17 protein-coding genes are annotated in these 14260 nt (G+C 50.6%); all 17 read left to right on the forward strand.

What is annotated here, in order from left to right; genetic code table 11:
- Positions 1-21: 21 nt before the first annotated feature.
- The 17 genes from BJF97_RS18865 (at position 22) to virB11 (ending at position 14216) form a co-directional block, all read left to right on the forward strand.
- Positions 22-696, forward strand: coding sequence for a TetR/AcrR family transcriptional regulator (locus BJF97_RS18865; protein ID WP_077266344.1), 675 nt, complete (start codon positions 22-24; stop codon positions 694-696).
- A gap of 738 nt (positions 697-1434) precedes the next feature.
- Complete coding sequence (locus BJF97_RS18870) at positions 1435-2361, forward strand: hypothetical protein (protein WP_003036404.1); 927 nt, start codon at positions 1435-1437, stop codon at positions 2359-2361.
- A gap of 146 nt (positions 2362-2507) precedes the next feature.
- A complete protein-coding gene (locus tag BJF97_RS18875; RefSeq protein ID WP_003036401.1) occupies positions 2508-2693 on the forward strand; it encodes an AlpA family transcriptional regulator in 186 nt (61 codons plus the stop codon).
- 122 nt (positions 2694-2815) lie between these two features.
- Positions 2816-3403 carry a DUF2857 domain-containing protein gene (locus BJF97_RS18880; RefSeq protein WP_180566295.1) on the forward strand — a complete coding sequence of 196 codons (588 nt, stop codon included), beginning with the start codon at positions 2816-2818 and terminating at the stop codon, positions 3401-3403.
- Positions 3393-3602 carry a TraR/DksA family transcriptional regulator gene (locus tag BJF97_RS32820; RefSeq protein WP_003036397.1) on the forward strand — a complete coding sequence of 70 codons (210 nt, stop codon included), beginning with the start codon at positions 3393-3395 and terminating at the stop codon, positions 3600-3602. Before BJF97_RS18880 ends, BJF97_RS32820 begins: the two co-directional genes overlap by 11 nt.
- A 396-nt stretch (positions 3603-3998) precedes the next feature.
- Positions 3999-4220 carry a hypothetical protein gene (locus BJF97_RS18885; RefSeq protein ID WP_003036394.1) on the forward strand — a complete coding sequence of 74 codons (222 nt, stop codon included), beginning with the start codon at positions 3999-4001 and terminating at the stop codon, positions 4218-4220.
- A gap of 70 nt (positions 4221-4290) precedes the next feature.
- Positions 4291-4935, forward strand: coding sequence for a lytic transglycosylase domain-containing protein (locus BJF97_RS18890; RefSeq protein WP_070082955.1), 645 nt, complete (start codon positions 4291-4293; stop codon positions 4933-4935).
- Positions 4932-5210 (forward strand): TrbC/VirB2 family protein, encoded by a 279-nt coding sequence (locus BJF97_RS18895; protein ID WP_020078412.1) that lies wholly within the window; start codon positions 4932-4934, stop codon positions 5208-5210. Before BJF97_RS18890 ends, BJF97_RS18895 begins: the two co-directional genes overlap by 4 nt.
- Before the next feature lie 11 nt (positions 5211-5221).
- On the forward strand, positions 5222-7969 hold the full coding sequence (locus BJF97_RS18900) for a VirB3 family type IV secretion system protein (protein ID WP_070082956.1): 2748 nt from the start codon (positions 5222-5224) through the stop codon (positions 7967-7969).
- Positions 7970-7991: 22 nt separating this feature from the next.
- A complete protein-coding gene (locus BJF97_RS18905; RefSeq protein ID WP_070082957.1) occupies positions 7992-8720 on the forward strand; it encodes a type IV secretion system protein in 729 nt (242 codons plus the stop codon).
- Positions 8721-8731: 11 nt separating this feature from the next.
- Positions 8732-9007 (forward strand): EexN family lipoprotein, encoded by a 276-nt coding sequence (locus BJF97_RS18910; protein WP_012541166.1) that lies wholly within the window; start codon positions 8732-8734, stop codon positions 9005-9007.
- 71 nt (positions 9008-9078) lie between these two features.
- Entirely contained in the window at positions 9079-10110 is a 1032-nt protein-coding gene (locus tag BJF97_RS18915; protein ID WP_070082958.1) for a type IV secretion system protein, read from the forward strand.
- Between the two features lie 89 nt (positions 10111-10199).
- On the forward strand, positions 10200-10340 hold the full coding sequence (locus tag BJF97_RS34790; RefSeq protein ID WP_020078407.1) for a hypothetical protein: 141 nt from the start codon (positions 10200-10202) through the stop codon (positions 10338-10340).
- Entirely contained in the window at positions 10333-11016 is a 684-nt protein-coding gene (locus BJF97_RS18920) for a virB8 family protein (RefSeq protein ID WP_070082959.1), read from the forward strand. Before BJF97_RS34790 ends, BJF97_RS18920 begins: the two co-directional genes overlap by 8 nt.
- Positions 11016-11903, forward strand: a complete 888-nt coding sequence (gene virB9, locus BJF97_RS18925) for a P-type conjugative transfer protein VirB9 (protein ID WP_070082960.1) — start codon at positions 11016-11018, stop codon at positions 11901-11903. The genes BJF97_RS18920 and virB9 overlap by 1 nt, the downstream gene beginning before the upstream one ends.
- Positions 11900-13207 (forward strand): VirB10/TraB/TrbI family type IV secretion system protein, encoded by a 1308-nt coding sequence (virB10, locus tag BJF97_RS18930; RefSeq protein ID WP_070082961.1) that lies wholly within the window; start codon positions 11900-11902, stop codon positions 13205-13207. The genes virB9 and virB10 overlap by 4 nt, the downstream gene beginning before the upstream one ends.
- Complete coding sequence (gene virB11 / locus BJF97_RS18935; protein ID WP_070082962.1) at positions 13197-14216, forward strand: P-type DNA transfer ATPase VirB11; 1020 nt, start codon at positions 13197-13199, stop codon at positions 14214-14216. The genes virB10 and virB11 overlap by 11 nt, the downstream gene beginning before the upstream one ends.
- The last annotated feature ends 44 nt before the right edge of the window (positions 14217-14260 follow it).

The raw sequence follows: 14260 nt of genomic DNA on the forward strand, positions 1-14260 counted from the left end.
ATTCCGGATAAGGAAGTGCAGATGTCGGTATCAACAAAGACCTCAATTGACACTAGAAGAAAAAATAAAATACTTTCTAATGATATAGTTAGTAACTTACCTGAAAAAGCACAACGTGTGCTTGAAGGAGCAAAAGCTATTTTTCTGGAAAGAGGCTATGCAGCAGCATCAACAGATATGATCCAACAGGCTGCTGGAGTCTCAAAATCAACCGTATATGCATATTATCCAAATAAAGAAGCATTATTTACAGCAGTGATTGAAATAGAATGTGAGCGTTTTCTTCAAAAAGTACATAAAATTAAAATTTCGGGAAAAGATATTTATGATAAATTATTTAAAATAGCCCGAACGTATCTGGATATTGTGCTTTCGGAAAATGGCCTCGCTCTCTACCGTGTTGTAGCTTCTGAAGCACCGCGTTTTCCTGAATTAGGTAGACGTTTCTATTTAGCAGGTCCAGAAAAGATAAATAACATTGTTGAAGAAATACTACAACAAGCTGAATCTAAAGGGGAAATTTCGTTAGGTGGTATTGGGCGAAATGCAGTTGCTTCCTTATTCGTGAATATGGTACGCGGTGAGCCTCAAATACAGTGCTTAATGCATCCAAAATCTTCCACTTCTGCTGCACAGCGTGATCAATGGGCAAAGGATGCGGTCAATGCCTTTTTATTAGCCTTTCGTAAAGGATAATTATAATCACCAGTTTTAAAGAAATTAGAAGATGCTCAGGAGTTTATAATATTATCAATTTGTTCCATATTATTATATGGAACACTACCATCAAGTGGATTACATTTTCCGAATCTTTCTTCTCTATAACTCCAGGCGACTAAATTTAGTTAGCACCCTAACTTGCCTCTTGACAGAAATTTTGTCTATCCTGATCAAATCGAACCGTACCGTTCGTTTTAGTCAGGAGACGTTAGCATGATCGGAGTAGTAAGGTTTTCAGAACTAATGGAGCACTGGGAGGCAATTTCTCTACCAGCACCAGGAAGCATCTATGAGCCAAAGCAGCGCTCAAGCAACTGCCTCAAACATAACCCTTGCAACATAAAAGATTGGATTACTATTGAATTCTCTCAACAGGGATCCTACAAACGAAAATATGAAAATTTTCGCCATAAAGATCTTGTACTACTACTCTTTATTATTTCGGCTCGATATTTTATTCATAGTGTTTTATCTTCGTTAGTCTTAATATTATTCAGTTCATCCTTCATTATTCTCTCAGGAAATTGTCTCCTCGTCCATAGTTACGAGAGAAAATTTCATAGCGAACTAAAAACTAGTTTAACAATTTTATTTTTAAACTCTTTACTTTATAAAATAGGATTCATTTGTACATTATCGATAATATTCATGAATAATGAAACAGTGAATCGTAATTTAAGTTTTGCATAGAAAAATATGTAAAAGGAGTTTTTCATGTTGAAAAGCAGCGAGATCATAAACGGTTCGCTTCCGAAACCTGACTGGGTAACCATACAAGAAGCCGTTAACATAATTAATACAGAGAGCAACGAAAGAATCAAAGAGAGTGATATTTACCGTTATGCATTATATAATAAAATTAATCTCGCCATATACTTTCAATCTCCAATTATTCTGCGAAAAATAAAATATGCATTTCAAAAAGTAAAAATGCATCCAGCTAGAGGGACATTGATTCATCGTTTATGTCTGCTAGAAAAAAATAGCTTTATTAATGGATGGGACTCAATTTTCAGTACTGAGGGCAGATACGTCCACTCCACACAAAATATTATTGATACATCACTTATTGGGTTTGAATGTATTTTAATAAAGCAATTTCTCGCATGCTCATTGAATATACCATTACCAATTATTGGGAAAAACACGGTAAATTATGGCATCACTGTTACTATGTCCAATGAAGTTTTTCAGCTGTTTGAAAAAACAACCTGGAAGTGTAGAATTGAACATCAAATAAAAAACCTACCAACAGATCTAGCATTTGATATTATGGAGAGAATTTCTTCAGAGGGAACGATAAATCAAAATACAAAGCAAGAATATTTCCCCCTCTATAATTTGCCTCAGGATTCCTGCTTTGTTATTCGTTACTCAGAGATTGAGAAACTAATTAGCACCCAGGTTACAGAGAAATCCCTCCCCTCTTCAACTAGAATATCCACCCCCTTGTCAAGGTTATTTTGGCTCGCTTGTAGGCACAATGATGTTATCAGTCCATTAATAAAACAACCCTATAAATTATTGACAATTTTTGAAGAATGGGCGGCAGCTGATGGTATCACTGACCGTCTAAGCGGTGATACTTTAAAAACAGCACTAGAGCGTGGCTCCCCTCCATCCTCATCCTTATTAAATTGATATTGTGTTTATCTGTCAACAATATGATCCCGTATTTAGTTTATTAAACCCCGTAATACGGGGTTTACCACTACCACTTCTCCTTCCGTTATGCTTTTTTATTATCTCCAGGCATACCAATGTTTGTTTTGCTACAGGAGACAATCATGACATCACATCAGTTATTACGCTTAAAAAAGGTTGAAGAAAAAACCGGCTTGAAACGTTCACAAATCTATCTGTATATGAAAGAGGGTACATTTCCTCGTTCAATAAAAATCGGACCAGCCAGTGTGGCCTGGCTGGAATCAGAAATTGACGAATGGATCAATATTAAATTGTCCCGGCGCTAAACGCGGTCAAGGGAAGGCGAATCAAAGCAACTGATTCGACTAAATACCCTCCAACAGGCCATATACCCAGATATTTCTGCATCTATCTTGCCTGTTGAAAAAAAATATACGGAATACATATTATGATCCCTTCACTAAATTACGCCGTACTCACCAATGCCCTGCAGGCGCTTAATGAAGGCAATATTCGTCACTGTGAAGAACTCGGTTTCACATTTGACGAAATGAATGCCCTCAGCCAGCTCTCGCCAGATGCACTCTTTACGCTGAGCCGAGCAGCCGCGCCTTTTATCGCAGTCTCGCTACGCCACGATGTTCTGCACCAGTTGCTGGCCCATTCTGGTCAGGAAGAACAGCGCCGACAACTGATTGACCGGGCCATACGACTGGGCGGCTCCATCGCACTGATGAACCACTATTTTGGTCTCACCTCCAATGAAGTCTGCCTTCGCCGTCGGTTGCTGGGTGTCAGCGTGCCGTATGGCCGAACGCCTGAACCGGATGAAAAGACAGATGTGGCTATCTGGTTGCAATGGCAGCAGCGCAGGGTAGAAAACCTTGAATCGCCCGATGCACTGATCACCATGATGCAGGTGACGGAAATCCTGCAGCCAGAGGCCAAAGCGCTGTCACTCACCACGGTCTGGAAACGTATCGCACTGTGCGAACAGGAAGCCGCTACTGGCAGGAGGACTCTCCATGCCGGATGAGATCGACCGCGATCAGGAATTTAATGAACAGCGACTGGAGGAGATGATTGAGCAGAACCGTTTTAAGCCGGGTTCAACACCATCATTATTTCACTGTCGTATATGTGGTAAACCTATTCCTGAAAAACGACGGCAGACTCTGCCGGGCATAACCACCTGTACAGAATGTCAGGAACAACTTGAGCATCGCAGACGCTAATAATAGCGATAAAGACGTTCGGGGATATTATTTCTCTGCACGTCTTTCTGTTTCCATTAAAATATAATGCCTTCTTTATTATCTGTTCTGCATCCTTCCCCCTCTTTCCGCATCTGATAATCCTTGCCAGTTTATCTCTCTTATTTTTGTTTTGAATTTATCGTTTATATCCCGCACTGAATATCTGATTCTGAAAATGCCATAACAACATGGTTGCCCTGATGGACGTTCATTCGTCCAGGCCGGGGATTGTTCTTTAACAAATTGGATCGGGCTGTCACGTAACCACAATTCAGGGTGCCGCTGAATGTTCTCGCTGACCCGTTAAAACCGGAATGCAGAACCGGGATGTGACCTTTTTATTGCTTTCACGGCTATTTTATTAAAGGAAATACCATGAGAAAACCCAATTATCACGTCTTTATCACTCAGGAAAGTCAGCCCGATGCACAGGGCGAGAAAAACACGTACTGGACCAGGGTTGGTGTGGCCTTCGCACATAACGGTAAGCCTGGCCTGAATATCGTGCTGATCCCCGGTATTGCGGTTTCAGGCAGGCTGGTACTGCTTGAACCGAGAGAAGAGAGTGACATTTCACAGGATGCCGCAGCCGTTTAACCCGCTTTTGTCCTTCTCCCCGGTAATGTGTTTTTGTGTACGCTGCCGGACCCACGGTTACGAGGCCACTATGCTTTCCACCACAGCCTTTCTGGCGCTGGCGACGCAGTGCGCCACCAGTGTTCACCCGTCCACGGCACTTGATGTGGCACGGGTCGAATCCGGTTTTCACCCTTACGCCATTGCTGAAATCGTGCCGGGTGGCAAAGGTGTGATTTCACATTTTCCCGCAAGCCATGATGAGGCGATGAGCCTCACCGGACGGCTGGCGGCGCAAGGCCGACGCTATTCGGTCGGCTTGATGCAAATCACCAGCACCAATTTCCGCCATTACGGCGTCACGGCCAGCGACCTGCTTAACCCTTGCATCAATCTGTCGGTATTTGAGCGCATTCTCGCCGACTGTTACCGGCGCGGCGGAACACTGAAACGGGCGCTCAGTTGTTACTACTCCGGCAACTTTGAAACCGGCCAGCGACCGGAATCGGCCTTTAACCAGACCAGCTACGTGCAGCGCATTGGCTATGTCGTCCCGTCCACCCGGGAAGAGCGGCAGCGTGACCCTGACCGGAACGCGCAACCACCTGTCCGCTATCCCGCCGTTGTGCTGCGCGGCGAGCCAGCCGGTGCCACTGCGCCGGTCCTGACTTCCCTGCATTATCCCGGTTCCGTCATTCGCGGCGCTATCCCTGTTATCCCTGATGAGGAGAAATGATCATGCGTAAACGCCGTTACTACGCTGTTGTTTCCGTGCTGCTGTCTTCCCCGGTGCTGGCGGCGGACAGTGGTTTTAACAAGGCCAATGAAACACTGAGCAATACCTCGACCGGACTGCTGGGACTGGCCGCCGTCACCATCACGCTGGCGACCATGTGGGTGGGCTACAAGGTGCTGTTCGACGGCAAGAGCCTGCACGATATGCGTAACGTCATCATCGGCGCGATCCTGATTGTCGGCGCGTCCGGCTTCGGTGCCTACTGGGCGTCATAAGAGAGGCAACGATGGCTACACTGAATAAAGCACTGACGCGGCCTGCCGCCATTATGGGTATTCCTCTGGTGCCGTTCGTTCTCGTCAGCGGGGCCATCGTCCTGCTGGCGGTCTATGTCAGCTATTACCTGGCGATTCTGCTCATTCCTGCCTGGGCGGAAATGAAAAACAAAGCCCGAAAGGATATTCATTATTTCAGTCTGCTCTGGCTGGCGTTTAAAACCCGTGGACGACTTTTCACCAATACCCATTTTGGCGCGAATGCCCTGCTGGCAAACCAGTACGATAACGTTGATGTCTCGGAGTTTATTCAGAAAATGAAATTAAGCGAGCGTATTACGCTGGATAAATATATTCCGTACTCCTCCCATATTCACCCTTACGTCATCAGAAACCGTCACCGTGATTTTGTTGCCACCTGGGAGCTGGGCGGCACGGTCTTTGAATGTGAAGACGAACATCACCTGACCCTCATGGCGACACACCTGAATAACGTTATTCGTTCGTATGAGGGTCTGCCGTTAACATTCTATATTCACCGGCTCCGTGAAAAATACCATGATGCTTTTGAAGCCGGTTCCGGTATTCCCTTTTCCGATGAGGTAACACGTCGGTATTACCAGCCGGTAAAAGAAAAACCGTTCTGGCGACACCGGCTGTTTTTCACCGTCTGCTACGCGCCGTTCTCTGCAATTGAGAAGAAAACCATGAAAGCGCAACCGCACGGTAAACGCCAGGCAGCTCTGGATGAGGCACTCAAAGTCATGCTGGAATACCGCGAAGCACTGGAATCTTCATTATCCCGCTATATGGCAATGCCGCTGGGGATATATGAAGAAAACGGGCGGGTATATTCCTCGCAACTGGCGTTCTTCCACCGCCTGATCACCGGCCAGTGGCAGAAAGTGGCCGTAACGCGCTCGCCGTTTTATGAAACGTTAAGCACGCCGGACGTGTTTTTCACCACCGACACCGGTGAATGCCAGACGGTCAGCGGTTCCCGCTTCTTTCGCAGCCTGGAGATTAAGGATTATTCCCCGGAAACCCATACCGGTATGCTGGATGCACTGTTGTACGCCGAAAGCGAGTATGTTCTGACGCAGTCCTTTACCTGCATGGCACGGGATGAGGCGCAGCATCATATCCGGCTGGCGGAAAAACGGCTGAACTCAGCGGACGACGACGCGATTTCCCAGCGCGAAGAGCTGATTGTCCTGCGCGACCTGCTGCAGTCCGGGCATGTGTCGTGCGGTAAATTCCACTTTTCCCTGCTGATCTCCTCAGAAAGTCCCGGACAGGTGGTGAAGGACACTAACGTTCTGGCCCAGCCCTTCGCCGATCTGGGTATTATGACGACGCTCTCCACCCTGTCACTGCCCGCCGCATATCTGGCGCAACTGCCGGGCGTCTATACGCTGCGTCCCCGACTGGTGGCCGTCAGCAGCCAGAATTTTGCCGATATGGCCTGCCTGCATAACTTCCATCCCCACAAACGCAGCGGCAATCCGTGGGGGGATGCCATCGCCATCCTCACATCGCCCGGCGGTGGCGGGTATTACCTGAACCTTCACGACAGCCAGGCCGGGCGGGATGACACCGGTGAGAAAACGCCGGGGAACACGGCGATTATCGGGAAAACCGGCTCCGGCAAAACCCTGCTGATGACGGTCATGCAACAACTGATGCAGAAATACCGCAACCCGACGACGTTTGCGCCTTCTGCCACCATCAAACGGCTGACCACAGTGTATTTCGATAAGGATCGGGCGGCGGAGATGGCGATCCGCCAGGCGGGCGGGCGTTATTTCCGCATCCGTATCGGCGAGCCCACCGGCTTCAACCCGTTTGCGCTGGAGCCAACCCGCCGGAACATCAGTTTCATTAAACGTCTGGTGCGCATGCTGTGCCGCCGCAACGGTAAGCCGCTCGATCCGCGCGATGAGGAGCGGATCAGTGCCGCCGTTGACACCATCATGCTGGACTATCCGCCGGAGTACCGCCGGTTCGGGATCACCCGGCTGCTGGAAGTGCTGCCGGAGCCGCCGACCACAGACGCCCGCACCAACGGGCTGCGTATTCGCATGAAACAGTGGGCGCAGGGGGGCGAGTTCGGCTGGGTGTTTGATAACGAGGCCGATACTTTCACCATCAATGATGTCGATAACTTTGGTATCGACGGCACCGAATTTCTGGATGATGACGATATTCGCGGTCCCGTGACCTTTTACCTGTTGTATCGTGTGACCAGTCTTCTGGACGGTCGCCGCCTGGTGATGTTTATGGATGAGTTCTGGCGCTGGCTGGCCGATGTCGAATTTTCCCGCTTCTCCCTCAATATGCTGAAAGTCATCCGCAAGCTGAACGGTATCTTCGTTCCGGCAACACAGTCACCGGATGAAATCGTCAGACACCCCATCGCCCCGGCGATTATTGAGCAGTGCGGTACCCAGATTTTCCTCGCCAATCCGAAAGCCAGCTATGCGGATTACGTGGAGAAAATGAAAGTGCCGGACAGCGTTTATGAGACGGTCAGAAACCTTGATCCGGGCGAGCATTATATGGTCATCCTGAAAACACCGTTGCAGGCCGGGGAAACCCGCCCGTTTGTGGCAATGGCGAAAATGGATCTGTCCGGACTGGGTAAACTCACCCGGCTTCTCAGCGGCAGTGAGGACAACCTGAAAATATTCGATGCCATTTATCAAGACGGTATGCGACCTGATGAATGGAAAGACGCTTTCCTTGAGCTGGCCATCTGACAGTAGACCGGAGGTAATATTAATGCGTACCCGGGATCACCTTCTGGCATTATCGTTATTTTTCTCGACGCAGGCGTTCAGTGCCGGAATACCGGTTTTCGACGCCGTGCAGAATACCGAATCCATTAACCAGTGGATGCAGAAATTACAGCAATGGGAGGATACGGTTACCCATTATAAAAGTGAACTTGATGCGTATAAAAAACAGTTAGCCACTGCAACCGGCGTGCGAGATATTCAGGGTTTTCTCAGTGATGCCCGGAGCCTGAAAACCGATATTGATAATCTCCGTAAGAACGGTATTTCACTGGATGATCTGCTGACCACGAAAAACAGTTCATATTCTGCTGAACTGCAAAACCTTTACAGCAAATACAAATCGTTCAGCGTATGCAGCGAGGAACAGGAAGGAATAAAGTCTCAGGCCCTGGCCGACAGTTGCAAACAGATAATCCTTAATCAGGCAATGGCGATTGAGAATACCACTGACGTTGAAAACAGGATCAACAGCACACTCAGCGATATATCAGACTTATCTGACCGTATATCGAATGCGCAGGACTCGAAAGAGTCTCAGGATCTGGCTAACGCCATTGCGGCGAAAAGCGTACAGTTAAATGCGCTGACGAATCAGTGGGAGATGTCTGTCAGACAGGCTGAACAGCGAACGACATTGCTGGAACAGCAAAGACAGAAAGCCTTTGAACAGCAGCAGCTAACGGCACCTGTTGCTGACCTTAATAATTTATAAGGAGGTTATCCGTGCTCAGATCCTTATTCACCTTATGCACACTCTCAGGCGTGATATTACTGTCCGGCTGCAAGGAAACCAAATCCGAAGCCTGGTATAAGCAGCATCCTGACGAAACTTATGCGGTTTATACGCAATGCCTGGAGGATGGCGAGGCAAGCGATAACTGCGAATTTGCCCACCGGGCAGCACTTATGTTTGCACAGGAAGGCCAGCCCGGGGTTAAGGAGAAATTCGAGGCGATATTTCAGCAGGAAGCTGAAAAACGAAATGCAGTGACACAGTAATTTCTCCTCCAGCAAAACAGGGAATCCTCCCTGTTTTCTATTTCCTTTCTTTATATATCAGGTGAGGCACCATGTCCGGTGGTATTTTTGTTGGTATGGACAAAAACATCATGGATGGACTGAATGCCGTACTGGAAGGTCAGTCTTCCACTTACGGCACGATGATCAGCGTCATCATCGTCAGCTCTTTTACCCTATTTATACTGTTTCGCGGTTATCAGACGCTGGCTGGCAAACTCCGGACCCCGGTAGAAGATGTCGCCTGGGATGTGGGGCGAATGTTGCTGATCACAACCTTTGCGTTAAACCGGGATGGCTGGCTGGATTTGGCGGTAGCAGCTATCCAGGGACTCAAAGACGGTATCAGCGGCGATGATAACGTCTGGGCGCTACTGGATACAGTCTGGGAAAAGGCACAGGCGCTGGGGCAAAAGTTATTTAATATGGACACCTCAACTTACGTCAAACTGAATGGTGGCCTTGCCGAAGTCCTGGTATGGGGCGGCTCTATTGTCCTGCTGATGGCAGCCACCTTTGTGAACCTGCTCGCCGAAATCACCATCCTGTTAATGACGACCACCGCGCCGCTCTTTATTTTCTGCCTGTTTTACGGTTTTCTTAAACCGATGTTTGATAACTGGCTGAAAACGATTTTCGCGGCAATATTAACGATCATGTTTTCTGCCTTATCCATCCGTATCGCCATTAATTACCTGAATAAGATACTGGATGCTGCAACAAAAACATCCGCTGAAACCAATATGGTCACGCTGGCGGCGCAGTGCCTGCTGGCCGGGATTGCGGCAGGTGTGGTGGTCTGGTTCTCCGCGAAGCTCGCCAGCGCACTCAGCGGGGCCGCCGTACAGGCGGTGCTACAGGGGGCAGCCATGAGTGGTCTGAGCGGACTGGCGAATAAATCCGCCGACCTCACCGGTCCGGTTGTAAAGGGTGGTGCCCGCCTGGCTGCGAAAGGCGGCATGGCCGTCGCCGCATCGACCGACAGGCTCACTAGCGCAGGCGCGGGTAAAACCGTGAGCGCCTGGCAGAAACGCGCCGCCGCCATCGAAAGTATGAAACGCCAGAACCGGCAGCGTCACCGTTAATCCTTCGTACCGTTAATTTCCTTTCCCCGTCACGCCGTGGCCTGCGCCACCGGTGCGGCATTCCTGCATCCATACGATAAGGGGCTTCCATGAAATTCAGCATCATCCTTCTGATGCTGTGCGCGCTGACGGGCTGCGCACGGCATCAGGGCGACCTCCCGCCGGTATCCGGCGAACCCGAGCCGGTAAATTCCCCCGCCATTATTCAGGAGCTGACTCACCATGTCTGATATTCAGAACATTGTTAATGTTTCCCGCTCTTTTGAATCCATCCTGCTGGAAAAGGAAGAGCGTTCCCGAAAAACCGCCTGGCGGGTGGCCGCTGCCGGACTGATTCTGGCCGCAATGGCGATTGCGGCCATTATTATTCTGCTGCCGCTGAAAACCATCGACACTGAATTATGGTCAGTGGATAAACAGACCGGGCGCTATGAATATATGACCCGCGTGAAGGAGCGGGATATTTCGTCTGAAAAGGCACTGGCGCATTCACTGGCAGCACACTATGTCAGACTCCGCGAGGGATATAATTATTTCTCCCTCCAGCGTGATTATGACGACGTGCAGTTATTTAACAGTGACAGCGTGAACCGGGACTATCTGGACGGGTTTAACGGCGACCAGGCACCTGACGTGATTTTTAACAAGGCGGAATATGTTGTTGATATCGACATTATTTCCAATGTGCATGCGCCTGCCACCGGGCCGGATAATCTGGCAACCCTGCGTATCAAGCGCACTATCCGCCGTATTGCTGATAATTCCGTGAAAACGGATGTCTGGAATATCCGTCTCACATACCGCTACGTCCCGCACCGGCAACTGACCGGCAGCCAGCGCGAAGTGAACCCGCTGGGCTTTATCGTCACCAGCTACCAGCGCGATAAAGAGCTGAGGGGGGAATGATGCTTAGACATACCCTGCTCCTCTCTGGCTTACTGGCGTCATGCGTGGCATGGAGCGCAGCGATACCGCGCGGCAGCGCGTATGACAGCCGGATGCAGAACGTCACCTACAACAGCCAGAACGCCACGGTCGTCAGTACCCGCCCCGGCTACGTTACCATGCTGGTGTTTGATGACGATGAAACCGTTATCGATGCGCAGGCGGGTTTTCCCAGAGGCTGGACCGTGACGAAAAGCGACAACCGGGTGGGCGTCAGTCCGAACCCGATTACCCAGCCGGTCACGGATGCCAGCGGCAACACCGTCAGCCAGGTATTTCTGCCGACGGCAAAAGACTGGAAAACCAATCTGTTCGTGGTGACATCGAAGCGCGATTACAGCCTGGAGCTGAACGTGCTGGATAAAGACTCGCCCGCTCAGGCATTTGTTATCCGCTACCGCTATCCCGATGAGCAGAGGAAAAAGTCAGCCGCCGCCAGCGCCACCCGTCAGCAACGACAGCAGGAAACACTGGACCGCAAGCGGATAGCGGCGGCATTCGGGAAGGCTACCACTCCGCGCAACTGGCGCTATACAAAACGGGTGGCAGCAGGCTCAGCCTTCATCGCCCCGGACTTTACCTGGGATGACGGTCGTTTTGCGTATATCGGTTTTTCCTCCACGAAAACCCTGCCTTCCGTTTTCCGGGTGGTTAATGGTCAGGAGCAGGCGGTCACGCTGCAGACAGTTCAACAGGGCAACTACACCGTGATGGTAGTTCCGGCATCGCCGCAACTGGTACTGCGTTACGGGACCTCGGTAGTGGGCGTGGAAAACGCCGGATTCGGGCGTATCCCGGTAACCCGCAGTGACACCGTTTCACCCTCCGTTACGCTGGAGGCAAAATGACCGACAAATCTTTCCCGGACGAACCGGAAAAAACTACCGCAGAACGGGAAGAGGAAGCCCGTGAACGCGCCCGCGCGGCAATGGCATATCAGGAGGCGGAGCAGAAAACACCGCCTGGTCAGCCAGAAGTGACCCGTTTCCGTAAGGCTTCCGGTCGCCGCACGCTTATCGTCAGCCTGCTGAGTCTGGTACTCGTCATTGCGCTGGCATCCGGTGGCGATCGTTTTCTCAGCACCCTGAAAAGAGGTGATGAGAAAGGATCTGACACCGCGCCGCTGCCCTCCTCCGGGGCGGTGCAGCAGGAGCGTAAGGATCTGGGCATGGACAGTAACCCGTTTGGCCTCTTCGGGCCAGGGAGGCAGGAAAGCGCAGGCCCTGCCAGTCATAGCGCCCCGGCCACTCCAGTTCTGTCGTCCGGGCCGCCCGCCCTGAACAAGGCGGCAGCGCTGGCAGACGGGCTGAACAGCGGCAGTACAGGGTCAAGCGACAACACACGCTCGTCCCGAAGCGGTTTGCGCAGCAACACGGAAACGTCGGGCAGACCGTCAGCCTCCACGGCGTACACATCCTGTCAGTCGGTACTGGTCAGTGGCGAAGATGGAAGCCTGCGCTGCCCGGATACGACAGCACCGGCAGGCAGCAATAACAACGACAATCCGGGCGTTGCCCGCGTCACCGGTGTCAGGCGGCTGGGCCTTGATCCCGATCTCTATATCCCGGTGGATCACTATATTCCGTGTTCGATGATGCGGCGCTTCGTATCCGATGTTGGCGGTCATATCTCCTGCCTGATCGGTGAAAATGTCTGGAGCGCAAGTAACCATGTGAAACTGATCCCGGCAGGAACGGTCGCCCGTGGCGTCTACCGCACCGGCGCACTGCAACACGGGCGTAGCCGGATGTTTGTGCTGTGGACGGAGCTGCGCACGCCGGAGCCCGGCAGCCTGCAAATCCCGCTCACCGATACGCAGGCCACCGGCCCGCTCGGTGAGGCGGGGATCGCGGGCTGGATCGACAGCCATTTCTGGGAGCGTTTCGGCAACGCCCTGATGCTGAGTACCGTGCAGGACGTGGCGGCAGCGGCATCAGAGGCCGCGCCGGGTAAAGACCGCAATACCGACTATACCGAAAACACCCGCGCCGCCACGGCGGAAATGGCGAAAACGACGCTGGAAAACAGCATCAGTATCCCGCCCACGATGTACCTGAACCAGGGCGATGTGATCGGCATCATGACTGGCACGGATATTGATTTTTCCTCTGTTTATCAACTACGGCTGAAAAAGAAATGGTATGAGCGCTGAAAACCTGTCACTGGATTTTATGAAAAATCAGCTGTTCGGTGATTATCTGCCAGTCGAAGGGCTGACCGAAATCGCGATTAACCGCCCGGGGGAACTGCACACCAAAATAAAGGGGGCATGGCAGCAGCGTGAATCCCCGGTCACGCTGCGTCAGTGTTACGCCTTTGCCAGAGCACTGGCGTCCTGGCATGACGATAATATTGACGATACGTCACCGATACTGTCGGCCACACTCGAATCCGGCGAGCGTATTCAGACGATTATTCCCCCAGCCTGTGAGCGTAATACGGTATCCATTACGCTGCGCAAACCCTCGTTTGAACAGAAAACACATCAGTCATGGATTGATGCGGGATTTTATCAGCGTGTGTCCGGTCAGGAGAAAACGGAAAGCCAGGATGATGCACTGATTCAGTTATATCACAGCGGAGATATTCCCCGCTTTATGGAAAAGGCGGTGGAATACGGCAAAACGATTTTTATTGTGGGTGAAACCGGCTCCGGCAAAACCACCTATATGAAAACGCTGCTGCATTATATTCCGCCGCATCTCCGGCTGGTTACAATTGAGGACAATCCTGAAATCCGTTTTTATCACCACGCCAACTATGTTCATCTTTTTTACCCAGCGGATGCCGGGGATAACGCCATTGTCACGCCAGGCAGGCTGATCCGTGCTAATTATCGTATGAACCCTGACCGGATATTACTGGCGGAAATTCGTGGACGGGAAGCGTGGGACGCGCTGAAAATTATCGGCTCCGGGCATGAGGGGTTAATCACCTCCCTACATGCGGGCAGCCCGGAAGAATGTATTGAAGGGATCATTGACCGCTGCTATGAAAACCCCGACTGCCGGAATATTCCTTTCGATGTGCTGTTACGCAAGGTACTTAAAAGCATTGATGTCATCATCAGTATTGATATACACGGCGATGTGCGCCGGATGTGTGATATTTACTTTAAGCCAGTTCATTTAAACAGCATGAAAGAGACATTCAGAAAATAACTCCGGCAAATAACGTTATCCAGAATACGTAATCTTTCATTAAT

The sequence above is a fragment of the Klebsiella sp. LTGPAF-6F genome, from assembly GCF_001753185.1.
GTDB lineage: Bacteria > Pseudomonadota > Gammaproteobacteria > Enterobacterales > Enterobacteriaceae > Klebsiella > Klebsiella michiganensis.

Excerpts from the sequence above, each read along its gene's own strand:
- BJF97_RS18895 (WP_020078412.1), top strand. The coding sequence starts at position 4,932 with ATGATCATGCGTAAACGCCGTTACTACGCTGTTGTTTCCGTGCTGCTG.
- BJF97_RS18885 (WP_003036394.1), top strand. The coding sequence starts at position 3,999 with ATGAGAAAACCCAATTATCACGTCTTTATCACTCAGGAAAGTCAGCCC.
- virB11 (WP_070082962.1), top strand. The coding sequence starts at position 13,197 with ATGAGCGCTGAAAACCTGTCACTGGATTTTATGAAAAATCAGCTGTTC.
- BJF97_RS18880 (WP_180566295.1), top strand. The coding sequence starts at position 2,816 with ATGATCCCTTCACTAAATTACGCCGTACTCACCAATGCCCTGCAGGCG.
- BJF97_RS18915 (WP_070082958.1), top strand. The coding sequence starts at position 9,079 with ATGTCCGGTGGTATTTTTGTTGGTATGGACAAAAACATCATGGATGGA.
- BJF97_RS18865 (WP_077266344.1), top strand. The coding sequence starts at position 22 with ATGTCGGTATCAACAAAGACCTCAATTGACACTAGAAGAAAAAATAAA.
- virB9 (WP_070082960.1), top strand. The coding sequence starts at position 11,016 with ATGCTTAGACATACCCTGCTCCTCTCTGGCTTACTGGCGTCATGCGTG.
- BJF97_RS18870 (WP_003036404.1), top strand. The coding sequence starts at position 1,435 with ATGTTGAAAAGCAGCGAGATCATAAACGGTTCGCTTCCGAAACCTGAC.
- BJF97_RS18905 (WP_070082957.1), top strand. The coding sequence starts at position 7,992 with ATGCGTACCCGGGATCACCTTCTGGCATTATCGTTATTTTTCTCGACG.
- BJF97_RS18900 (WP_070082956.1), top strand. The coding sequence starts at position 5,222 with ATGGCTACACTGAATAAAGCACTGACGCGGCCTGCCGCCATTATGGGT.
- BJF97_RS32820 (WP_003036397.1), top strand. The coding sequence starts at position 3,393 with ATGCCGGATGAGATCGACCGCGATCAGGAATTTAATGAACAGCGACTG.
- BJF97_RS34790 (WP_020078407.1), top strand. The coding sequence starts at position 10,200 with ATGAAATTCAGCATCATCCTTCTGATGCTGTGCGCGCTGACGGGCTGC.
- BJF97_RS18920 (WP_070082959.1), top strand. The coding sequence starts at position 10,333 with ATGTCTGATATTCAGAACATTGTTAATGTTTCCCGCTCTTTTGAATCC.
- BJF97_RS18875 (WP_003036401.1), top strand. The coding sequence starts at position 2,508 with ATGACATCACATCAGTTATTACGCTTAAAAAAGGTTGAAGAAAAAACC.
- virB10 (WP_070082961.1), top strand. The coding sequence starts at position 11,900 with ATGACCGACAAATCTTTCCCGGACGAACCGGAAAAAACTACCGCAGAA.
- BJF97_RS18890 (WP_070082955.1), top strand. The coding sequence starts at position 4,291 with ATGCTTTCCACCACAGCCTTTCTGGCGCTGGCGACGCAGTGCGCCACC.